The sequence below is a fragment of the Leadbettera azotonutricia ZAS-9 genome (assembly GCF_000214355.1).
Classification (GTDB): domain Bacteria; phylum Spirochaetota; class Spirochaetia; order Treponematales; family Breznakiellaceae; genus Leadbettera; species Leadbettera azotonutricia.
In genome coordinates, this window is the sequence record NC_015577.1 from 967,911 (window position 1) to 990,201 (window position 22,291).

The 22,291-nt window shown below is 52.4% G+C and carries 16 protein-coding genes; 6 read left to right on the forward strand and 10 right to left on the reverse strand.

All coding sequences use genetic code 11. The annotated features are described in order from the left end of the window. Nucleotides 1-41: 41 nt before the first annotated feature. From TREAZ_RS04300 to TREAZ_RS04320, 5 genes are all read left to right on the forward strand, one after another. Complete coding sequence (locus TREAZ_RS04300) at nt 42-1,529, forward strand: alpha-L-fucosidase (RefSeq protein WP_015710587.1); 1,488 nt, start codon at nt 42-44, stop codon at nt 1,527-1,529. Then, nucleotides 1,530-2,744 carry an ROK family transcriptional regulator gene (locus TREAZ_RS04305; protein ID WP_015710588.1) on the forward strand — a complete coding sequence of 405 codons (1,215 nt, stop codon included), beginning with the start codon at nt 1,530-1,532 and terminating at the stop codon, nt 2,742-2,744. A gap of 62 nt (nt 2,745-2,806) precedes the next feature. Then, a complete protein-coding gene (locus tag TREAZ_RS04310) occupies nt 2,807-3,868 on the forward strand; it encodes a zinc-dependent alcohol dehydrogenase family protein (protein ID WP_015710589.1) in 1,062 nt (353 codons plus the stop codon). Continuing rightward, nucleotides 3,868-4,881, forward strand: a complete 1,014-nt coding sequence (locus TREAZ_RS04315) for an aldo/keto reductase (RefSeq protein WP_015710590.1) — start codon at nt 3,868-3,870, stop codon at nt 4,879-4,881. Before TREAZ_RS04310 ends, TREAZ_RS04315 begins: the two co-directional genes overlap by 1 nt. A gap of 57 nt (nt 4,882-4,938) precedes the next feature. Further along, nucleotides 4,939-5,514: a hypothetical protein gene (locus tag TREAZ_RS04320; RefSeq protein ID WP_015710591.1), complete on the forward strand. Its 576-nt coding sequence runs from the start codon at nt 4,939-4,941 to the stop codon at nt 5,512-5,514. 35 nt (nt 5,515-5,549) lie between these two features. On the opposite strand, the gene TREAZ_RS04325 is transcribed toward TREAZ_RS04320, so the two are convergent. The 7 genes from TREAZ_RS04325 to galE form a co-directional block, all read right to left on the reverse strand. Next, entirely contained in the window at nt 5,550-6,602 is a 1,053-nt protein-coding gene (locus TREAZ_RS04325; protein WP_015710592.1) for an extracellular solute-binding protein, read from the reverse strand. An 18-nt stretch (nt 6,603-6,620) separates the two neighbouring features. Continuing rightward, complete coding sequence (locus tag TREAZ_RS04330; protein ID WP_015710593.1) at nt 6,621-7,490, reverse strand: ABC transporter permease; 870 nt, start codon at nt 7,488-7,490, stop codon at nt 6,621-6,623. Further along, complete coding sequence (locus TREAZ_RS04335; protein WP_015710594.1) at nt 7,487-8,389, reverse strand: ABC transporter permease; 903 nt, start codon at nt 8,387-8,389, stop codon at nt 7,487-7,489. The genes TREAZ_RS04330 and TREAZ_RS04335 overlap by 4 nt, the downstream gene beginning before the upstream one ends. Further along, the gene (locus TREAZ_RS04340) at nt 8,389-9,537 is read right to left on the reverse strand and encodes an ABC transporter ATP-binding protein (RefSeq protein WP_043922831.1); all 1,149 of its coding nucleotides are present in this window, start codon (nt 9,535-9,537) and stop codon (nt 8,389-8,391) included. Before TREAZ_RS04340 ends, TREAZ_RS04335 begins: the two co-directional genes overlap by 1 nt. A gap of 94 nt (nt 9,538-9,631) precedes the next feature. Further along, complete coding sequence (locus TREAZ_RS04345; protein WP_015710596.1) at nt 9,632-12,742, reverse strand: type 1 glutamine amidotransferase family protein; 3,111 nt, start codon at nt 12,740-12,742, stop codon at nt 9,632-9,634. 34 nt (nt 12,743-12,776) lie between these two features. After that, nucleotides 12,777-14,000: a M20 family metallo-hydrolase gene (locus tag TREAZ_RS04350; RefSeq protein ID WP_015710597.1), complete on the reverse strand. Its 1,224-nt coding sequence runs from the start codon at nt 13,998-14,000 to the stop codon at nt 12,777-12,779. Next, a complete protein-coding gene (gene galE, locus TREAZ_RS04355) occupies nt 13,990-15,003 on the reverse strand; it encodes a UDP-glucose 4-epimerase GalE (RefSeq protein ID WP_015710598.1) in 1,014 nt (337 codons plus the stop codon). Before galE ends, TREAZ_RS04350 begins: the two co-directional genes overlap by 11 nt. Nucleotides 15,004-15,562: 559 nt before the next feature. Here galE and TREAZ_RS04360 point away from each other — a divergent pair. Further along, nucleotides 15,563-16,222: a hypothetical protein gene (locus tag TREAZ_RS04360; RefSeq protein ID WP_015710599.1), complete on the forward strand. Its 660-nt coding sequence runs from the start codon at nt 15,563-15,565 to the stop codon at nt 16,220-16,222. Between the two features lie 66 nt (nt 16,223-16,288). On the opposite strand, the gene TREAZ_RS04365 is transcribed toward TREAZ_RS04360, so the two are convergent. Genes TREAZ_RS04365 through TREAZ_RS04375 form a run of 3 tightly spaced genes read right to left on the reverse strand, consistent with a single transcriptional unit; the run spans nt 16,289 to nt 22,290 of the window. Then, nucleotides 16,289-18,373: an ABC-F family ATP-binding cassette domain-containing protein gene (locus TREAZ_RS04365; RefSeq protein ID WP_015710600.1), complete on the reverse strand. Its 2,085-nt coding sequence runs from the start codon at nt 18,371-18,373 to the stop codon at nt 16,289-16,291. A gap of 3 nt (nt 18,374-18,376) precedes the next feature. Continuing rightward, nucleotides 18,377-19,924 (reverse strand): SH3 domain-containing protein, encoded by a 1,548-nt coding sequence (locus TREAZ_RS04370; protein ID WP_015710601.1) that lies wholly within the window; start codon nt 19,922-19,924, stop codon nt 18,377-18,379. A gap of 38 nt (nt 19,925-19,962) precedes the next feature. After that, nucleotides 19,963-22,290, reverse strand: coding sequence for an MFS transporter (locus TREAZ_RS04375; protein WP_148257684.1), 2,328 nt, complete (start codon nt 22,288-22,290; stop codon nt 19,963-19,965). Between the last annotated feature and the right edge of the window lies 1 nt (nt 22,291).

Sequence of the window (22,291 nt, forward strand, 5' to 3'; positions counted from 1 at the left end):
AGTTAATCAAACTAATCATTAAGAATGATAGGGGAAAATCTATGAGTGCAAGGAAATTTGAGGCTACCTTTGATTCCCTCCGGGGTTTTGAGTGCCCTTCGTGGTTCAGGGATGCGAAATTGGGGTTTTGGAGCCATTGGGGGCCTCAGAGTGTGCCCATGTTCGGGGACTGGTATGCCAGGAACATGTATATCGAGGGAACGCCTCAATATCTCTACCATCTGCGCCATTATGGGCATCCTTCGAAATTCGGCTATAAAGATTTGGTAAAGCTCTGGAAGGCTGAAAAATTCGATCCCGATGCTTTGATGGATCTCTATGTGAAGGCAGGGGCCAGATATTTTGTGGGCCAGGCCATGCACCATGATCACTTTTTTAACTTTCCTTCAAAATTAAACCCCTTTAACGCTATTGGGATGGGGCCTCAAAAAGACATCATCGGCATGTGGAAAAAGGCTGCCGATAACCATAAGCTGCCCTTCGGCCTTACCGAGCATTTGGGGGCGACTTTCTCCTGGTGGAACGTGAACAAGGGTGCTGACAAGCATGGCCCTTATGCGGGAATTCCCTATGACGGCAACGATCCGGCCTATCGTGATTATTACATGGACAACTATGAGCATTACACCAAAGATGAAGATATGAGCCAGGTCAAGGATTGGTACACTTCCAATCCCAAGCATCATGCGTATTGGCTTTCAGTAATGAAAGAACTCATTGACCTCTATACGCCGGATCTGCTTTATTCCGACGGGGGGCTGCCTTTTGGAACCAGGGGGCAGGGACACTTTGCCTACAATGCCCCTGATGATGATCCCGCGTACCGCTGGGGCCTTGAGGCCGTGGCTTACCTGTATAATAAGTCTATCGATAAACATGGAGAGAACAGGGCTCTTTACAATCAAAAGGATAAGAGGCCCGAGATTTATACAGTGGGTGTCCTGGATATCGAAAAGAGCCAGCTTCCCGGCATTAACCCTGCGCCTTGGCAGACCGATACCTGCATTGGCAACTGGTTCTACGATGTGCGCCAGGAATTCAAGAGGCCCGGCCATGTCATCGAAATGCTCATCGACATCATCGCCAAGAACGGCACCATGCTGCTCAATATACTCCAGCTTCCCAATGGGGCTGTGGATGACGAAACCCAATACCTGCTTAAGGAGCTGGCTTCCTGGATTCCTATTTGCGGTGAAGGTGTTTATGGTACCAGGCCCTGGCGCATTTCGGGCGAGGGCTTTTCTACGGTGCTTATCGACGGCTTCAGAGAAGAGGCTGTGGGCTGGACGGATACGGATTTCCGTTTTACCGCCAAGGGAAAGACAGTTTATGCATTTATGATGAGGGTGCCGGAAAATCGAGCGGCGGTAATTAAAAGCTTTACGCTTAACGAAAAAGTTTTGTCGGTAAAACTGCTAGGCAGCGGGTCCGTGTCCTTTAGCCAGAATTATGGGGTGTTGACAGTAAAACTGCCTGAAACTCTTCCCACATCTTACACTAACTGCCTTGCTGTGGAGTTGGCTGGTTAAATGTATACCAAGGTTGACAAGCTGCTTCTGGCCCAGGCCAACAAGTACAATGTTTTTGGTTGCCTCCTTAAAGAAGGGCCTATCAACAGGGCAGCTATCGCTAAACGCACCGACTTAAGTGTACCCACAGTTATGGCTATTACGGGTGAACTTATTGAGAAAGGTTTTATACATTCCATAGGGAAGGGAGAATCCATCGCAGGCAAGCCCCCGGAAATGCTTGAAGCAACTCCTAATGCGTTTTATACCATTGGGGTTGATCTTGGGCGGACTGCAATCCGCATTGTTGTTAATGATGCCCTTTCGCATCAGGCTTTTTGCCATAAAGAGGCTACAGGCGATCCCTTCCCCTCGGATGTTTTTATTGGCAGGCTCAAGAAGCTTATAATCCGCATCATTAAGCCCTTTCAAAAAGAAGGTTCTAAAATCCTGGGCGCCGGTATTGCCATGCCGGGGCTTATCGAAAGCGGCACAGGGATAGTGATAAACTCACCTGATTTTGGGTGGCGGGATGTGCCTCTCCAGGAAAAGCTGGCAAAGGATATGCCCTTTCCGGTAATGGTACGAAATTCAAACCATGCTTTGGCGCTGAACGAAAATGGCGATGACGGGGATGGATATAAGTCAACGTTCTGCATCAATCTGGGGTATGGTATAGGTGCAGCGTTGGTAATAGGGGATGAACTCTATTCAGGGGCCGGGGGCGCTTCAGGCGAGCTGGGCCACAGTGTGGTTGAGAAGGATGGCCCTCTCTGCAAGTGCGGGAATTCGGGCTGCCTTGAAGCTGTGGCATCGGGGGAGGCAATCGCCAGGCAGGCCCAGGCATTGGCGGCCCATCACAGTAAATCGAAGATAGCGGAACTCTGCGGCGGCGATCCTGCAAAACTTGAAGCAAAAATGGTCTTTGAAGCTGCAGAAGCAGGGGACGAGAGTGCGGAAAAAATACTTGGCGTAGCAGCTGATTACATAGGCATAGGGCTTTCTACCGCAGTGAATGTACTTGATCCCGACAGGGTGATACTCTGCGGGGGGCTTGTGAAAAACGGCCCTGCCTTTTTCGACAGGATCAAAGCCCGTATGGATCAGCATGTGATGCCCCGTCCGGGGAGGCGTCTAAATGTTATGCTGGGAACCAAAGGCGAGTACAGCGCGGCCCAGGGCGCGTGCAAGGCCCTCATCAATTCATTCTGGGCAGAAAGGGCTTTGCCCATTTAGAGACAAGCGAATTATGAGGCGTATGTATATATGCCTTTAGAATTAATGCGGAGGATAGATTTATGGAAGGAACAATGAAGGGAGCATACCTCCCCGGAAACAGCACTGTGGTACTTAAGGATGTACCCATACCCAGGCCGGGACATGGCCAGGTTCTGGTAAAAACCAAAGCCTGTACCATCTGCGGCAGCGACATCAGGGCCATTTACCGTGAGCACACGGGCAAGGGCGCTGAAGGTTACCAGAATGTCATCGCAGGACATGAACCTTGCGGGCAGGTTGTGGAAGAAGGCCCCGGCGTCCGCCGCTTCAAGAAAGGCTCACGGGTTATTGTGTACCATATCTCAGGCTGCGGCGTATGCCACGACTGCCGCATGGGTTACATGATTTCCTGCTCATCACCCCTGCGCGCGGCTTACGGCTGGCAGCGTGACGGCGGCATGGCTGAATACATGCTCTGCGACGAAAAGGATCTTGTGGAACTTCCCGAGTCCCTTTCATACGCCGACGGCGCCCAGGTGGCCTGCGGTTTTGGAACTGTGTATGAAGCCATACAGAAAGTCGGCGTCTCCGGCAACGACGATGTGCTCGTCGTGGGATTGGGCCCTGTTGGCCTTGCAACCCTCATGCTCTGCAAAGCCCTTGGCGCCCGCAAGCTCTACGGCATTGAAGGCAATCCTGTGCGTATAGAACTTGCCAAAAAACTCAATCTTGCAGATAAAGTACTAACTCCTTCCGATTCAAATGCTGCGGAAATTAAAGCCCTCACCGGAGGCCACGGCGTGGAACGCTCTTTTGACGCATCAGCCAACGACAAGGGCCGGGCAACAGCAATACGCGCAGCCCGCCAGTGGGGCAAGATCGCCTTTGTAGGCGAGGGCGGTACCGTCAACTTCAACCCCAGCCCGGATATTATTCACGATCAGAAAACAATTTACGGTTCCTGGGTAACCAGCATCTGGCTCATGGAAAACCTTGTAGAAGAACTGGTGCGCTGGAACATACATCCTGATACCCTTGTAACCCACCGTTTCCCTCTTTCAAAAGTTGACGAGGCCTACAAGCTCATGGATATCGGCAATTGCGGCAAAGTGGCGGTCTGTTTTGACGAGGAGCTTAAATAATGGCGGACAAGATCGACCCTGCGAAAGTCCCTTCCGTCAAACTTCCATCGGGGACGAAGATCCCCTGTATAGGGATGGGGACTTTTGGTTCCGACCGCTACAGCCCCGATGAAGTCTCCGCCGCTGTGGGCGGGGCCATACGCCTTGGGTACAGGCTTTTTGACTGCGCTTCGGTTTACGGCAACGAGGATCTTATCGGCGAAGTTTTTGACGATGCTTTTAAGTCGGGCGTGGTTAAGCGTGAAGAACTTTTCATTACCTCAAAAGTGTGGAACGACATGCACGCCAGAGGGGACGTGCTTCTCGCGCTGGCAAAAACCCTGAGGGATCTCAAGCTGGACTATGTGGACGCTTACTTTGTCCACTGGCCCTTCCCCAATTACCATGCCCCCCACTGCGATGGCGACGCCAGGAACCCCGATTCGGTTCCCTTCTCGGCGGATCAATTCATGCGCACCTGGGAAGAGATGGAGAAGATCCACCGCCTGGGCCTTGCAAAACATATCTGCATGTCCAACATGACCATCCCCAAGTTTGACGCAGTGCTGAGCCGCTGCAAGGTAAAGCCTGCCCTTATCGAGATGGAACTGCACCCCGCCTTCCAGCAGAGCGAATTGTTTGACTACTGCGTGAAGCATAATATCACGCCCATTGGCTACTGCCCCATAGGCTCGCCCAACAGGCCCGACAGGGACAAGACCCCCGGGGACGTGATAGACACGGAGCTGCCCGAAGTCGCCGCTGTTGCCAAAGCCCACAACATACACCCAGCCCTGGTCTGCCTGAAGTGGCAGGTTCAGCGGGGAAGTATTCCCATTCCTTTCTCGGTACACGAGAAGAACTATGCTTCAAACCTTGCCGCAGTTATTGGCGATCCTTTGACAGACGCGGAAATGGCGTCTATCGCAAAAGCCGATAAAAATTGTAGACTGGTTAAGGGTCAGGTATTCCTCTGGCCCGGCGCCAAGGGTTGGGAAGATCTTTGGGATTTGGATGGCACGATTACAAAGTAAATCTAAGGTAGCAATTCCAAAATCTGAAATTTTGGAATTGCCTTTATTGGGGGCTTTATGGCGAATTCTGAGCTGGTAAAGGTTATGGATTTTATACTCAACCGTTGCGATGAAGCCGAGATAGATGCGGTAGCCGCTGCAGTGGTACGCCGCCGCAGGGAGCTTGCAACCTATGGCGGTAGTATGCATATGCCCGATCCCAAACGCATGGCAAAGGAACTCAGCTCCCAGCTCAACATTGACGGGAATATTGAAGGCCTTAAGAACAGCGTCAGGGAATATGCCATCAGGATCATCAGACAGGAAGCCCCTGAATTGACAGACTCTCAGATAGAAGAGCTCACCAGGGCCTGGATACCCGCCCCCGGCAAGGGCGGCGGTGTTCAGGCTCAAGCCGGGGGTGTACCCCGGGATGTGCTCGCTTCCATGATCGATCAGTTTGTTTTGTTTTCAACGGGACGTATGGAAGCGGAGGAAGACGAAGCCCTACGGAAGGAAATAGGCCCCTGGCCTGATAAATACTGGAAATCTTTCCCCCAGGTTATCAGGCTCCTGCTTTCAGATTTCCTTAAAGGCGAAATGACAGAAAAAGACTTTAACACCCGCGTCGGCCTTGCTTTGCCGGCGCGGTAGTTTTACTGTTAATTAATACTTTTACGTTTAAATTCTTATTCCCCAACACGTATGGAATTAAACCATGCGTCGTTGTAGAGATCCAGCGCCCCGCCGAGATCGTCTTTTAGTTCGGTGGAGACAAGCTCCTGCGCGGTGTAGTAGGATTCGCCTTTTTTGTAGGCCCCGGCAGCTTTGTTAGCGGTACAGGGGAAGCCGAATTCGTCACAGAATTCCGCGTAGATTTCGGGACGGTGTATAAAGTCTATGAACTTGTAGGCCAGATCCTGGTGTTTGGAGCCTTTAAGTATGCACATGCTGTCGATGTAGGCAGGGCCTCCCTGGGGAGGAATGAAGAACACCGTGTCCTTCTTGAGCTGCTCGTTGTCGGCGATTTCTTCGTACACCACTTCCGCATAACCCTGAACCACCCAGAAGTCGCCGTTGGCATAGCCTTTGCCGAAGGCTTCAGCGTCAAACTTGGTGAGGTTGGGCTTCCATTGGTTGTTGATGAGGTTTTTGGCTGCTTCGATCTGTTTGGGATCCTTGGTGTTGACCGAGTAGCCCAGAGAGACCAGGGCATCGCCCATGACTTCCCTCATGTCGTCGAGCATGGTCATGCGGCCCCTGAGATCGGTACGGGCAAAAATCGACCAGTTCTTTTCAAAGTTGGGAACTTTGGAAGTGTTAACCGCAATACCCGCCGCGCCCCAGTAGTAGGGAACCGAGTAGTCCATGTTGGCATCGTAGCTTGCCTTTTTCAGCACTGCAGGATCGACATTCTTGAGATTGGGGATTTTGGATTTGTCGATCTTTTCGAGCATGTTCTGGTTGATCATGATGCTTACATAGTCGCCCGAGGGGAACACAATGTCGTAACCGGCGCCGCCTGCTTTAAGTTTAGCGTACATGTCCTCGTTACTGGCAAACTCGTCGTAGATGACTTCCACGCCGTACTCTTTTTCGAACTTTTCGATAACCGAGTCCGGAGTGTAGTAAGTCCAGTTGTAAATGTAGAGCTTGTTTTGGTCCTTGGCCCCGCCTGCAAACACAATGGTCGGCACAAACAGTGCCGCCATAACCGCAATCATAATGAATACCTTTTTCATTTGATCCTCCTTAGAATTTTATTTTGCAGCTATATACTTGAGGAAATTCCTCAGTAAATAGGTTAGTAAAACTGTGCCCAGTATCATTACTACTGACAGGGCGTTGATCACCGGGGAAACCCCGAAACGTATGGCAGAATAAATGTAAAGGGGCAGGGTGGAAGATCCCGGGCCTGCCACAAAATAGGTGATGACAAAATCTTCAAGAGAAATAGTAATTGCCGTGAGGAAGCCCGATACTATGCCGGGCATACATATAGGCAGGGTGATCTTGAGCAGGGTCTGGCCCTCGTTGGCCCCCAGGTCGTGGGCGGCTTCGATTATGGAAAAATCAAATTCGTCAAGCCTTGCCATGACCATGAGAAATACAAAGGGAAGGTTAAACGAAGTGTGGGCTATATAAATGGTAAGGAGGCCCAGGGGAATCTTCATTCCTGCAAAGAAGATCGAGAGGGATACGCCTATGATGATTTCAGGCAGTATCATGGGGAGGAATGAAATGGTCTGTACATAGCTCCTGAGGCGGAAGCGGTACCATGTTACCCCTATGGCTCCGAAAGTACCCAGCACAGTTGCAGTCCCTGCAGAGGTGATGGCGATGAGTATGCTGTTCCAGAAGGCCCGCCAGAGATCCCGTGAATGAAGGAAAAGCTGTTCGTACCAATGGAATGAAAATCCTGTCCAGTCCATGCCCTTGGTATCGTTAAACGAATAGAGTATAAGCACGAAAAGAGGCAGAAACAGAAACACTATTGTTGCGATGAATACGGTTTGTGAAAACGAGAAATTTCTCTTTATCGCCCGCCTTGCATGCCGTGCGGCCTCACCTGAGGCAGCTCCCGGTCTGAGTGAGGTTACAATGTTGCGTACTACTGCCCTGAAGTTCATGAACTAACCCCCGTATCAAGAGCCGCCCGGGCAGTGCCGGCGGATTTTGAAGCATCGGCTATGCGGGACGCGTCCTTTTTCTGGAGGTTCATCATGAGGAGCACGCCGGCTGTGGTAACCACGGTCAGCACCATGGAGATTGCCGAAGCCAAAGGCCAGTTGCGGGACTTGGTGAGTTGATCGGCGATGATATTACCCAGCATATAGGAGTCCTTGCCGCCTACAAGCAGGGGTACTGCATAAGCGCCGAAAATGGGAATAAAAGTAAAAAGCACCGCTGTGTACATGCCGCTTCTGATATTGGGGAGCAGCACTTTTATCATGGAGGCCAATTTTGTGGCCCCAAGATCCCGCGCAGCCTCAAGAAGGGAAAAATCGAATTTATCGATGGTGGAGTAGAGGGGGAGTATGGCGTAGGGGAGGTACATATAAACCAGTACCAGTATTACTACATTCTGGTTGTAGAGAAAGTGTATGTAATCGTCTATAAGGCCTATTCTCATAAGGAATTCGTTTAAGAAACCGTTGTTCCCCAAAATGTTCATCCATGCAAAAACCCTGATGAGGAAATTTGTCCAGAAGGGGATGATTATGAGTAACAGTAATAGTGTCTGGTTTCTGCTCCGGGCCATGAAGTAGCCGCAGGGCAGGGCTATCAATATGGTTATTACTGTTGCAATTATCGAAGTAATAATGGTACGAACCGTAATGACGATAAAACTGGGATTCGTGAGGTTGCGGTAGGCTTCAAGGGAAAATTCCCATTCCACGCCGCCATAAAGCCCTTTTTTAAGAAAGCTGTAAATTACGATGATGATGATGGGGGCGAGAAAGAACACAGTGAACCAGGCCGCCATGGGGAAGGAATACAGGGGACCGTAATTCTTGCGGTGGGCCATTACTTGACACCTACGATGTAGCCGTCGTTGGCGCTCCAGGAGATGTAGACCTGATCTTTCCAGACAATGTCCGGGCCTTCATCGGAATAGTTGGCGTGCTGCTTGATAACCCTGATGAGGAGGCCGTCTCCTACCTTTACATAGAACTTGGTCTGGAACCCCGAATAGATGGGTTCGTCCACAGCGCCCTGGAAAAGATTAATGTCTCCCCGTTTGGTGCTGGGCTTGTCCTTGGAGATGACTATTTTTTCAGGCCTGATTGTAAAACATACTTTTTGACCCTGCTTTATTTCGTCTACGGTGGTTACTTTGATCCTGCCGAGGGAGGGGATCTCAAGCTCCGCCATGTATTCGGTAACACCCTCGGCAATGGAGGGCAGCAGGGGCTGGTCAAGCTTTTCAACCTTCGCAACTGTGGCGTCGAAAAGGTTGGTCTCCCCTATGAAACGGGCCACAAAGTCAGTGGCGGGGCTTTCGTAGATATCGTGGGGAGTGCCCACCTGCAGCACATTCCCCAGGTTCATCACCGCGATACGGTCAGAGACCGAGAGGGCCTCCTGCTGGTCATGGGTAACGTAGATGAAAGTGATACCTATCTTGTCGTGGATCTGGTCAAGCTCTATGAGCATATGCTGCCTGAGCTTTGCGTCCAGGGCCGAAAGGGGCTCGTCCAGGAGCAGGACACGGGGTTCGTTGATGAGGGCCCGCGCAATGGCTACCCGCTGCTTCTGGCCGCCCGAAAGCTGATTGGGCTTTTTATGGGCATGGGCTTCAAGCTGAACCAGTTTGAGATAATCGAGAACTTTGGCGTTTACATCGCCTTTGGATAGTTTTTTAATCCGCAAAGAAAATGCCACATTTTCGAATACCGTGAGGTGGGGGAATAGGGCATAGTTCTGAAAAACCGTGTTGGCTTGCCGCTGGTTGGGTGGTAAGGGAAGCACGTCGGTTCCGTCAATGGTTACGGCGCCAATGTCGGGGCTTTCGAAGCCCGCGATGATACGCAGAAGGGTTGTTTTGCCGCACCCGGAAGGCCCCAGGAGGGAGAAGAACTCCCCCTTCCTGATGGCTAAATTTATGTCATTTAAGACCGTAAAATCGCCGAAGGATTTGGAAACTCCTTCGATGACCACATCGCTCCCTTTCAATATTTTTCTCCCAACCTCCTTCAGGCTAAATAATCACTAAAAGGTACAATGCGGTGTTTCCGCTATATTGTCAATTGCCTTTCAGAAAAATTCATTAAAAAATTTCAGGCGATTTCAGCACACCCTGGGGCCAGAATTTGTATTCATAGGTCCAGGCCGGGCCTGTGGTACGCCATGAATTGGGTCCCCACCAATAGCCTTCGTGGTCCATGTTGTTGTGGAGCTGTCCGAAGGTGTTAACCCTGCAGCCGAATCCTGTGATGTCGATCTTGTGTTTCCCTGCGGGCGCTTTTACTTCAAGTTTGTAGGGTGAATAGGCGATAACCCCTTTATCAGCTCCGTCAACCTTAACCTTGAGGAGCATGAAACGGTAAGAGGAAGCTTCGATGCTGAGGCTGCCCGATTTGGTTTCGGCTTCAAGATGATAACACACATTGCCGCCGTAGAAGGGTAGGCCCTGACGGGTGATGTCCCCGAAGGCCAGCTCCCGTACCGGCTCGGTGAGGGTGCATTTTGTTCCTGCAACCTTGACGCCGAAGTCCCCGAGGATAAAACAGTATTCCACATCGACCTTGCGTCCGTAGGGAAAGGAAAGCTCCAGGGTATTGGCGCCTTTCTTAATGGCCGGCAATTTGACCTTGCCTATGCACTTGTCAACGTACCAGCCCCGAACAGGGCCGGCGGCTTCGCCGTTGAGGGCTACTTTGGTATTGGCCGCATTTTCCAGGGCAAGCTCCGCGCCTTTTATTTCAATTTCGCTGTCGAAGCTGAAACGCAGTTTTAGTGTGTGGGGCGTAGATGAATCGTGCTCAACCCATGGCTGGGCAACAGCCTCGCCTCTGGAGGGCCATGAGAGCCGTTCCCTGAGCTCATTATCCAGCCTGAACAATTCTTCTTTCGGCTTATAGGCTTCGCTGTCCAGGGCGTATTCGGCTATGTCCAGGAGGAGTACGTTGGGTTCATCCAGGGTGATGGGTACAGGGCTAGTGAAGAGGAGGGGCGCCCCGGCTATGGCAGCTTTGTCCGGGTGGGCTGTATCGGCCTTGCCTGATGCCGCCTGACTGCCGGCTTTTTCAAGCTTGAGGAGGAGGCTGTCGTGATCCCAAAGGCGGGTGATCAGTGTGGTCCAACTCCCTGCGATCTCCGCATTCACGGGAGAGCTTGAACCGTTCAGGGTGTCGAATTGGGTAAGCTGCCATTCGCCTCTGATGCGTATGCGGTAATCGTCCCCCTGGGGTATGTCGGGATTATTAGCCTTGTCAGCCTGGGCTATGAATAGCCAGCGGCCCTCGGTGTCTTCCCTTAATTGATAGAGGAAATTATTCGCGTCAGCCCCTGAACTATCCTTTATTTGGATTTCCCGCAGATCTTCCAGGGCATTGATGATGGTAAGGCGATCAAAACCTATGTGCTCGCTCTGTTCCCAAAGTTTCTTGCCCCTGCTGTCTTCTGCGGCGTCGGTGTATGAGGGAGCAGGGCCGAGGAATATAAGCCTTCCTCCGGTTTTTTTGAAGGCTTCAAGACGATCCAGGGTGCTTGCGCGTATGGTTTCCATGGCAGGGACGATGAGGGCGCTGTAGGCCATTTTCCCAACCGGGAAGGCCCCGGCTTTGATGTTTTTGGTATCGCAGAGGGCGGGCAAGGTGGATTCGCAGATGTAATCAAAGTCTATGGCGCCCCTGAGGAGCCAGTCGCAGAGGTTCTGAAAATTTTCATCCTGCCCCGAGCGGACAGCCTCGGTGCTTTCCCTGGGGCCCCAGTGGAGCCAGTAGCTTTCTATGGGGTGAATGACGCCTACCCTCGCAACGGCTTTGCCCCTGGTGAGGGCGGTGTTGAGCCTGGCAAAGTGATCTTCCACATAGGGGTATTCTTTGTACCAGGGCGCCTGATAATTGAAGGTACCGGGATAGTCGCGCTTGGCCTCGCCGTTCATGGAAACCCAGGAAAGGTGGGGCACTCTGACAGTTACGCCCAAGGCCGCCTGCCAGTCGCCCTGGAGCTTGTGGCCCCTGAAGTCGAAGTCCCAATTGGTAACCCCGTAGAGTTCTGAAAGCACGCCGGGATAGCCGTATTGCCTTGCCGCGGATTGGGCCTGCTTGGCGGTGGTGAATTCCCTGCGGTCGCAGAGCATGTCTATGCCCGGGAGCCCGAAGGAACGGTAGGAACGCATGGCCTCGCCCAGAGCGTGGGTCTGGCTCTCCAGGGTGGGTTCTTCCATCATGTGGCCTGTGAGCATGAGGCCGTGGGCGGAACACCAGGCCCCGCACTGATCCGCAAAGGCGGAGGAAAAACGCTCGGCTATATGATCGTGGTAATGGTAACGGACTTTGGAAATCTTTCCGTTGGGCAGATCCCAGAGGAGCTCGGGAATGCCTTTGAGAAGATCTTCACCGCCGTACGCCTGCTTGTAGCTGTCAGGGAAGTCCGGCGTCCAGGGCAGGGTAACGTCCCGTTCTTCATGGGCAAAGTGAAGGGTGCCTTTTTGGGAGAACTGTGGCTCATCGGTAAAGATGGCGTGAATGAGGCTGCCGAAATCTTTTTGGAAAGATGAGCCGTAGCGCTCGTAGGTCACTTTGATGAATTCTTTTATCGCCTTGGGGTTCAGGGTATCCACATAGGTCTGGTTGTTGAACCAGGGATTGGGCAGGGCTGACTCCGCATAGGCATAGAGCTTGAAACCTTTGGGCTTATCGTTTTCTCCTATGGAACTGTACGAAAGAATATTCCCCCCTGAGTCCAGGGAAATATCATAAACCGCAAGAAGCTTTCCATTCTCGCAGCGCCCCGACGAAGCCCTGGACTGTTTTTCGGCGATAACATCCACAGGTGTGCCGTAGGGCCGCCGGGTAAGGAGAAGGTGGCGTATGCGGTAATCGGGGTTTTGGGTTACAAGGCCCCCGGCCGCGCCCGAAGGCCAGCGATCCTCATCGTAGAGCCAGGGGAGCATTTTTTCGGCCCTGGCTTTTTCCACGCAAGCGCCAATGATGTCCATGTACTCGTCGCTCAGGTATTCGGTAGCCATGCCTGTACGGACGTGCATATGAAAGCCGCCAAACCCGAGCTTTTTGAGTTCTCCGATTTGCCAGGTCAGCTCGTCTTTTTCGAGTTTGGTGTTCCAGGCCCAGAAGGGCGTTGCGCGGTATTCGCTGGTCGGGTTTTCAAAGTCCCCCTCGCCCAAAGGCTTTTCACGTTTTGGGTATAGCATATTAACTCCTTTGAGCAGCGTTAGCCGAGGAAAATTATTCGCTTAGCATTAGCAGGGCCATGACTTTGGCATCGCCGAGCAGGTTATCAATAATAGCATATTCGTTGGGCTGATGGGCGGAGTCGTCTATACGGCACCACACCGCAGAATCGATACCTTCGTTGCGCAGATATGCCCCCACGGTTCCGCCTCCGATGCCTATGGGTTTGGCCTTGACCTTGTAGATTTCTTCTATACATTTTCCCAGAAGCTTAACCAGTGGAGCGTCAGGGGAAGTGGGCTTGGATTCCATGCGTTGGGCCAGGGTGTAACTGACGGTAACTTTATGCTTGGCCTCAATTTCAGCCTTGATGCGGTCAACTTCATCAAGCACGTCTTTCGCGGGATAGCAGGGGAGTACCCTCATGTCGTAGCAGAAAACATCTTCACCCGGAATGGTGTTGAAGTTGGGGACATTGGCTTCTTTTTTGGTGGGCTGGAAGGTTGAATAGTCAGGATCGAAAAGAGGATCATGGGCGGAGAATTTCTCTGTCAGCTTGTAGTGGAGCTGCACCGCGAGGTCGGCCCCTGCGAGATGGGCATTGGCGCCCAGGTCGGGCCTTGAACCGTGGGCCTGTATGCCATGAACCTCAAAGCGGGCCCAGACGAGATTTTTTTCGGCTACCTCGATGGAAGCGCCGTCTTTGTCACCACCGTCGGGGATGAGCACCATATCATCTTTATGGAAAAGTTCCCGCTTGTTTTTGATAAGCCAGTCTATGCCGTAGCCGCTGCCGCATTCTTCATCAGCCGCAAAGAGAAGCTTCACAGTTTTTTCGGGCTGTACCCCGTGCTTGAGGAAGGCCAGCACAGCCAGCACCGAGGACACAAGGCCCTGCTGGTTATCTTCAACTCCCCGGCCTATGAGTCGCCTGCCGTCCCGTACCACCTTCCAGGGGTCGGTCTTCCAGAGGGAAGCTTCGCCGGGGGGCACTACGTCTATGTGGCTCATGATCCAGAGCTGCTTGTCAGACTTGCCGGGTATAGTGGCAATGAGGCTGGGCCTGACGCCGCCCTTGGCCCTTGGGTCCGGGGCTTCGCAGCGTTCAAGGCCGGTGATGCCGTGGGCCTTGAGCCAGCCTTCGAGGAAGATGCACTTGTCAAGCTCGCCCTCGCCGCCTGATTCGGGGGCAATGGCGGGGTACTTGCAAAGGCTGGTTTCAAGCTCCACCGCCAGGACTTCGCTCTCGTCTATAGTGGTAAAAATTTTATCTTTCATTTTGATTATTATAAACCTTCCAGGTAGTTTTGATGATGCTGTCAATATCGGAATATTGGGCCGTCCAGCTCAAAGCTTCGTGGGCCAGTTTGGAAGAAGCAGTCAGCTTGGCAGGGTCGCCGGGGCGGCGGACCGCGATTTTGACAGCCAAAGGCTTGCCGGAAATGCGCCGCGCGGCTTCCACGATTTCCTTTACCGAGGTCCCCTTCTCGCTCCCCAGGTTGACCGCAATGCTCTTGCTGTTTTTGCTGATGTAGTCCAGGGCGGCTACATGCCCAATGGCGAGATCGCTCACATGAACATAGTCGCGTATGCAGGTCCCGTCGGGGGTGTCGTAGTCATCGCCGAAGATTTGGAGTTCCTTGCGCATCCCGCAGGCAGCTTCCATGACAACCGGAATCAAGTTGGCGGGGTTCTGCTCAAGACCGTTTATCCTGCCCTTCACATCGTACCCTGCGGCGTTGAAGTACCTGAGGCAGGCCGAGTGAATCCCCTTGAGTTTGTCGTACCAGCCCATGATGCGTTCAATTTCGAGCTTGGTAAAGCCATAATAGTTTTCTGGCCTTGCGGGGTGCTTCTCGTCTATAGGGAGGTATTCAGGCTCGCCGTAGATCGCGGCGCTGGAAGAAAACACGATGTTTTTGATACCCGTCTCGGCCATGGCGTTGAGTATGTTTATGGCGCCCGAGATATTATTGGTGGAATATTTTTCCGGCTTCAGCATGGATTCGCCCGCCGCCTTAAAGGCCGCCAGGTAAACCACGGCGTCAAATTTTTTGCCCGTAAGACCGCCTACGGCAATATCCTGAGACCCCGCGCAGGCCCGCACGAGGCTCGTATAGTCCAGGATGGTTCCGTGAATGAACTTTGCCTCGGGGAAAAGGTTCTCCCTGAGCCCGCTGGAAAGATTGTCAAAAACCGTTACTTCGTGGCCCTGGTCGAGAAATTCCCTGGCCACATGGCTTCCGATATAGCCCGCGCCGCCTATGATTAGTATATTCATGGGTTAAGTATAGAGAAATTAAGGGGGGGAAGTCTCCCCCCTCGCTCCGTAGTCCTCGTCGCGCAAACCTTCGGTTTGACGCTCCTGCGGTCTACTCCGCTACCCCCTTCTCCAATCAATCCGAAGGATTATAGGACAAGTATCCAAACCGATACGTTTTTCCCGAGGCACATCATATCAGATCATAACTCACTCACTCACGAGGCAAAACTAATACACTTGAGAGGCAAAACATATACACTCATGGATCATAACCCACTCACTGGCGAGGCAAAACAAATACACTTGTGGATCACAACATACACACTCACGGAGAAAAACTATTACATCCATAAATCATAACCCACATACTCATGCGTCATAACAGACATAGTTTACAAAAAAAGTTAACTTTTTTTGTAAAATTCTCCAAATTTCCTTGCCTTTTTTCCGGGATTTTACTATTTTCTAGTTACAGGCAGTTGGAAACTGCCAGGGGGGAATGTAGATTCCCTTAACAAATTAGGTTTCCAAGGGGAAAGGCGCCTTTCCATGGACAACCTTCAAGGAGCTATCCAACATGATTAGAGATTGGATTCCAAACGCAGACAAGAAATTTCTTTTGTTTTCTCAGAATTTCATCGCCCAGGTCGATGAAATTGCACCCCGTTTTAATATCCCGGCTGCGGATATCGCTGACCTTAAGGGGCAAAACGATGATTACTTCGCCGCCTGGGAGGTCTACGAAATGGCAAATCACGGGCCGGCGGATACCACTGCGAAGAACAGTGCCAAAAAAGCATTCCGCAAAAACATCCGAGATTTTTACAACCTTCATATCCGCTATAACCCCGACCTGACAGATGCGGATCGCCGAAATTTTCACGCAACCATTAGAAGCACCCGGCATAGGCGTATCGTAGTAGGCGATCGCCGGGTTGGCTTTGAATTTACTCCCAAAGGCTTCTTTATGCTGGGCTTAAAATGCTGGGATGAAGAGACAGGAGAGAAGAAAATAATCCATGGCATGGGCGGTGTCATGGTATTCTATGCCATTTCCGATAAGCCTATTACTAACAACGCCGAACTAAATGAATCCATACTAATTACCAAATCAAACCACACCTTCAAAGCAGCCTACGATCAGCGGGGCAAATGGATCTCCGCAACCTGCTGCTGGCAGACCAAAACCGGCGAACGCGGCCAAGTTACCGCCATACAATCGGCGTTAATTGCCTAAGAGGCATTGAATTGTTTGGTACAAAAAGGCCTTCCATGGGATCTGCTGGTTCCACGGAAGGCTTTTTTATTCGTGCTGAGGGTTCCGCAACGCTGCCAGCTCTGCGGCCTTTTCTTCCCACTCCCGGTTGCCTGTATCGATGGCGGCCGTGGTTTGGTCTAGCTTTGCCTTGACCGCCTTTGCCTTTTCGCCTGAGCTGTACACTTCCGGGCGGGCAAGTTCGGCTTCGAGGGCAGATCTCTCTTTTTCCAGCCTTTCAATCCGGGCAAGTATTTCGGCTTCCTGCCGTTCCAGACGGCGCACCTGGGATTGGCGCTGTTTTTCCTGCTCCCTGCGTTCGGCAGCGCTGAGTATGGGAGGAGCGCCTGCTTTAACGAGGATGGATGAGGGGAGCTTTTCAGCAATACCGGTATTAGCACTATTAGTGCTAATGATGCCGGATGTGTCATTGTTGGCAGCAATGCTGTCTGATCCGGTGTTTGTGTCAAGGGATTGCTGCGCCTGGCGGTTGTTTTCCTCATGCCCTGTCCCATCCCCTTCCGAGGCAACCCTGTCGAGATAATAGCGGTAATCGCCATAGAAAAGCCTGTGGGGTTTGCCTGCCCGGAGTTCCAGGGTTTTGGTGGAAAGGGCTTCCATAAAGCCCCGGTCGTGGGAAACGAAGATGACGGTTCCGGTAAAGGCTTTGAGGCAGCCCAGGAGTATGTCCTTGGACTGGAGATCCAGATGGTTCGTGGGCTCGTCCAGGATGAGGAGGTTCATGGGTTTTAAGAGCATCCTGAGGAGGGCCAGGCGGCTTTTCTCTCCCCCCGACAAAACCGTGAGGGCTTTGAACACATCGTCACCCCGGAAGAGAAAGGCGCCGAGCATGTCCCGCACCTTTGGGATGAGGTAGGTGGGGGCTTCGGCTTCCATGTAGTCAAGGACGGTCTGGCTGCCCGTTAAGGTCTCGGCTGCATCCTGGGAAAAATAGCCTGCGCTGATGCCCGCGCCGTATTTGACAGTTCCGCTAAAAGCCTGATCCTGGCCCGCGATGATCCTGAGCAGGGTGGTTTTGCCTGCGCCGTTGCGGCCTACCACGAGGAATTTTTCACCTGATTCAAGAGTGAGGTCAATGCCCGACAGTATCTGCCTTTCGCCGTAGCTTTTGCCTATACTTTCAAGGGTTAGGGCAACCCGGCCTGAATGAGGCGGCGGGGGGAAGGTAATGCTGATCTTTTTGAGAGATTCGGGGATCTCGATACGTTCAATTTTATCCAGCCGTTTGATGAGTTCCTGGGCAAAGGCAGCCTTGCTGGCCTTGTAGCGGAAACGGCGTATAAGGGCTTCTGTTTTGGCGATTTCTTCCTGCTGGGCTTCGTAGCGTTTAAGGAGGCTTTCGAGCTCGACTTCGCGGATTCTTTCGTAACTTGTGTAGTTGCCCGCATAGCGTTTGAGGTCGCCCTGAAAAAGTTCAAACACTTCGTTGACTGTGGTGTCCAGGAAAAAGCGGTCGTGGGAAACCAGCAGATAGCCGCCGGTGTAGGACTGGAGCCAGGATTCAAGCCATGCACGGGCTTCTATATCAAGGTAGTTGGTGGGTTCGTCCAAAAGGAGTATGTCAGGATTTTCGAGGAGCATTTTTGCCAGGGCTATGCGCATCTGCCAGCCACCGGAAAATTCTTCAACCTGCCTCTCCATATCGCTTAAAGAAAAACCGAGGCCAGTGAGTATCATGGAGATGGACGCTTCCCGGCGGTAGTAGCCTGAATTCTCTATTTCTTCCTGGATACGGTGATGCTCCGCGACAAGGCCGGTGGTGCGGCTGTCGCCGTCCGCGGCTTTTTCAAGTTCCCGGCCCAACGCTTCCATATCTTCCAGGAGCTTAATGATTTCGCTGTAGGCCAATTCAGCTTCTTCCCTGAGGGTGCGGCCCTGGTGGACTATGCCCGATTGGGGGAGATAGGAAACCCTCGTGCCTTTTTGCACTGCCCTGTCGCCGGAATCCGCAGCCATCTTGCCAGCGATGACCTTCATCAGTGTAGACTTGCCTGCGCCGTTGGCCCCTGCCAGGGCGGCTTTGGAACCGGCAGCTAAATTGAGGCTTACACTTTTAAGTATATCCCTATCCCCGAAGGCCAGGGAAACTTTTGAAAATTGAACAAAGGCCATGGCTTAAAAATCCGTCGGGGAATCATCGTCAAGGTAGCCCGAATCATCATCTTCGGGGCTGCCTTGATTTTCATCATAACTGTAATAGTCATCGTCTTCCATGAAGGCGCCATCCTGCCGCAGGCCGGAAATCGCATCCGAGTAAGATGGCTGATTCATATCCGTGCCGAATTCCGAAAGCTCCGGAGGCGGATCGACCCTGAAGAAATAGAGCACCAATGGGGAGGACGCCCGGCGGCTTACGGTGACGATATCCAGGCTCGTATCGGGCACATATTCCAGGCGGAAGCCCTGGCTGTCCAGGGAGTACATGAAATTCACCCCCGAAGATGCACCGCTCACCCCGCCGAAATAGAGGGTAAAAGCCCCTGCATAGCGGTCTGCCAAAGCGGCCGCCAGGAAGAGCCTCATGCTTACGCTGCCGTTCCCCAGGGCCGACGCAGGTATCACCTGGGGCGTCAGGAGATCGTAGCCGGTCCAGGTGAAGCGGCCGTCTTCCGAGAAGGTGATGGTTCCGTAGTTGTGGCTCGTGTAGCCCGGCCCCTGGGTGTAAATAGTATTGAAAAGCCCTTCGCGCCTTGAAGTTTCCTGTTCGATAAGATCGTCCACTTCGGTGGAAAGGGCGACAAAGAGGATGGTGCGGAGAGCGCCTCCCTCTTCGATGAACTGGACAGCCAGGGTGGTGTCGGAACGCAGCTCCATCTGGAGTGTGGACTCTTCAAAGCGCCACGAACGGGTGCCTGTGGATTTTATCCCTGTATACGAGAAGGAACGGTCCAGATCCTTTATTTTGATATGGGCCATGCCGGTATCCTGGCCTGGATCGAAACCCCAATGCTGGGAAAGATCTTCAAGAACAATGCGCCGGGAGTTCACCATAGACCCATAGGCCTCGGCAGACCACCTGCGGGCTAAAAGTTCTTCAAGATCAGGATCGTCCGCTATCTGGGTATCCTGGGGCAGGGCAGCCAAGGCTCCGCCGGAATGCTCGAAGAGTTTGAGCCTGTAGGAGAAGCAGTAGCCTGTAGTGCCATCTTCGGTGAGCACCCTGAACCATTCGCCCGGCAGGGGGATTCCCGTAGTTCCGACAGCGGCATTCCCTTTTGCGGGGGAAAGGATCTTGATGATCTCCCTGTGCTTGAGCCTGTATACCCGCCTTGCCCCGTTGTCAGGGCTTTCCCTTATGGGAAGGCCATCCTGTATGGTTTCAGCATAGGTGAGGGCATAAGGCGCAAAAGCTTCGGCCCTTTGAAGGGCTTTCTTTTTGCTTCCTGCAAGTTCCAGCTTGGCCAGGGGTATTTCAAATTTGTCGATTCTATCACCCTTGACCCGGTATTCACTTGGGATGCCTGCTACCCAGACCTGATCGATATTGGATCGTATGTATACAGGCAGCACAGTCCCCGAAGGAATGGGGGGCTCCTCTGCAGCCCAGAGGAGTATTCCATAGCCAAGCCTGCGGGAACAGGATGAAAGGAGAGCTATCAGAATTATTAAAAGGGTCAAATTCAGGGCAAACCGGAATTCCCCCGTTTTTTTATGCAAAACCACCTGTAGAATCTACCATAGGGAGGATTTTTTCTCCAGACCTATAATGGGCCTGACGTGGGCTTGATGTCAGCTTCGCTCGGTTTTTCCCCGTCCTGCCTCACCTTGTTGGTCCACATCCTGAGTTCGTGGGAAGCCCAATGAGCCAGGAGAAGCCTGAGCCGCCTGTGGCCTACAAGCTCATCATCCAGCACTGCTTCTGACAAAACCACCTGGACAACGGTATGGATGAGTTCGTCCGGAATTTCGAGCACCCACCGGGAAAGGGCAGAGCCTTTGGAATCTTTGATAAAGGCAGTTACCGCAGGCTGCAGGGCCTTGGCCTGCCTTGAAAGCACTGCCAGGTTGGATTCTCCCTTGAGCCTTTTGCGCCCGTGGACCGACACGTAATGCTCATACGCCGATTCGGCTTCGTCCAGCGCCAGTGTTGAAACCTGGGATTCATCAGCCAGGAAGCGTACAAGAAGGGGATAGAACTGGTTCTGTATGTCCAGGATGCTCGCCATGGCAAGTATCACTTGATCCCGTAAATACGGGGGCGGATGGGTACCTCTGAGTATGTCCAATAATACGGTGAGGGAGTTGGGGGAACCGTAAATGCCGAAGGCTTCTACCCCCATGATCTTGAGCCTCGGGTTTTTGGTTTTGCCTATGATGCGTTCAATGTGGGGGCGGAAGGCATGGTCCCCCAGTTTTGCCAGGGCGATGATGGCTTCCCCCGCGAGCATGTAATCTTTGGAAGTCGCCAGTTCCCTGAGCAGGGGTATGGCTGAAAACACCCCGTGGTTTCCGAGTATACGGGCCGAGTTGTAAGCTGTTGTGTAGGGGTTGCGTATGATGTCGTCCATGAGGGCCCGCTCGGCGCCTTCGTCCAGCATTTTAAGTGCGTCAATGGCCCTGAGGGCTTCGAGCCTTACCGCAAGGCGCGGAGACTTGGCCCTGTTGAGGAGGCCTTTAATAGCAAGCCTTGAGGGGGTATCGTGGAGGGCTTCAAGGAGGGCCTCTTCTTCCTGGGAATCACTCGTTTTATTGAGCTTGTCCAAAAGGGAAATGGCCCTGAGATCCCTGAATGAGAACATTACTTCCAGGGCGCCTTTGAAGGGCATTGCCCCCAGAGGCACCATTTTGCGCTGGAGCACGAGTATCACTACCGTAAGGGCTATGAGGATTATGTAAAGTATCTTAAAGGAAAGAAATTGCGAAAGCCCCGCACCCGCCAGGGTGTCGAGGAACACGCCGGCCAAAAGGGAACCGGCGGTACCCGCGATGCCAAAGCAGAAGAAATAAAGTATGCCCATATCCAGCATGAGCTCTATAGGGATGAGGCCCAGGAAATACGTTTGGGCTATGCCTTCGGCCCCGAGGAAGCCGAAATTCATCATAAAGAAAAGAAAGGTTAAATAGAGAACTATGGTAGTTTCGCTTGAGCCTTCGGGGAAAAAGAGTATGGGCACCATGCTCAAAAGGCCCATGATGACGCACATGATGAAGATGGGTTTCGCGCCTATGCGGTCAACGAGGAATTTTACCACCATCCCTATCATCAAAACCCCGAGGCCGCCGAATACCGCATAGAGGGAGACCATGCCGTCGCTCTGCTGAAAAACTTCACGGCTGTAGACTATGACGAAGGCCCGGGAGACCCCTGATACCAATGCTACCAATAGCAGTATTACTACGAATTGCCTGAGGGAAGGAGTAGAAAGTGCCTGTTTGACAATGTCGAAGAATTTGATCTTCTTCTCGCCCTCTTCAGCAGCGGGCTCGGGCACTTTCCGTAAAAGTATGCCGCTTGCGATCCCGGTAACAATACCAAAAGCAAAAATAATGGTATACAAAAAGAGGGGAGGGTCCCGGCCAAGAAGTATGGCTATTACAAAACCCGCGAACATACCCACCGCATTGTTGATGATCTGTATCTGGGTCATGTAGCTGCCCCGGTCGGGGCCTGATGCAAGGAAGCTCAGGACCGGGTTGTTGCCTATCATGCCTATGCCGCGAGTAATGTGGAAAATCGTTACCCCTAAAATCACCAGGCCCAGGGCGACCTCGTTTTTTCCCGCATAGGCCATGAAGGGGGCAATGAGCAGGGGAACCATGCCTACGGCTCTGGCAATCCAGGCGGCGCTGAAAATTCCGATAATGGAAAACTTTTTGGTCAGTACCTTTCCCAGGGGGAGGAAAAAGAAGGAAACATACAGAATGGCGTTGAGAAGACCTATGTAAGTTGAGGTGGCTTTGAGCCTCAATGCAAAAAGGGTGACTATGTTCCCTACCAGAAACTGCCATGAAAGGGAGTTGAAAACATTGAAGATGTTATAAATGTCCCGGGCCTTGCCGAGCCGGTAGGGTGATAGCGCCTGAGCCATA

Coding starts and splice junctions, on each gene's coding strand:
- galE (WP_015710598.1), bottom strand. CDS start 15,003: ATGAATATACTAATCATAGGCGGCGCGGGCTATATCGGAAGCCATGTG.
- TREAZ_RS04345 (WP_015710596.1), bottom strand. CDS start 12,742: ATGCTATACCCAAAACGTGAAAAGCCTTTGGGCGAGGGGGACTTTGAA.
- TREAZ_RS04305 (WP_015710588.1), top strand. CDS start 1,530: ATGTATACCAAGGTTGACAAGCTGCTTCTGGCCCAGGCCAACAAGTAC.
- TREAZ_RS04350 (WP_015710597.1), bottom strand. CDS start 14,000: ATGAAAGATAAAATTTTTACCACTATAGACGAGAGCGAAGTCCTGGCG.
- TREAZ_RS04320 (WP_015710591.1), top strand. CDS start 4,939: ATGGCGAATTCTGAGCTGGTAAAGGTTATGGATTTTATACTCAACCGT.
- TREAZ_RS04375 (WP_148257684.1), bottom strand. CDS start 22,290: ATGGCTCAGGCGCTATCACCCTACCGGCTCGGCAAGGCCCGGGACATT.
- TREAZ_RS04335 (WP_015710594.1), bottom strand. CDS start 8,389: ATGGCCCACCGCAAGAATTACGGTCCCCTGTATTCCTTCCCCATGGCG.
- TREAZ_RS04365 (WP_015710600.1), bottom strand. CDS start 18,373: ATGGCCTTTGTTCAATTTTCAAAAGTTTCCCTGGCCTTCGGGGATAGG.
- TREAZ_RS04325 (WP_015710592.1), bottom strand. CDS start 6,602: ATGAAAAAGGTATTCATTATGATTGCGGTTATGGCGGCACTGTTTGTG.
- TREAZ_RS04330 (WP_015710593.1), bottom strand. CDS start 7,490: ATGAACTTCAGGGCAGTAGTACGCAACATTGTAACCTCACTCAGACCG.
- TREAZ_RS04300 (WP_015710587.1), top strand. CDS start 42: ATGAGTGCAAGGAAATTTGAGGCTACCTTTGATTCCCTCCGGGGTTTT.
- TREAZ_RS04315 (WP_015710590.1), top strand. CDS start 3,868: ATGGCGGACAAGATCGACCCTGCGAAAGTCCCTTCCGTCAAACTTCCA.
- TREAZ_RS04360 (WP_015710599.1), top strand. CDS start 15,563: ATGATTAGAGATTGGATTCCAAACGCAGACAAGAAATTTCTTTTGTTT.
- TREAZ_RS04310 (WP_015710589.1), top strand. CDS start 2,807: ATGGAAGGAACAATGAAGGGAGCATACCTCCCCGGAAACAGCACTGTG.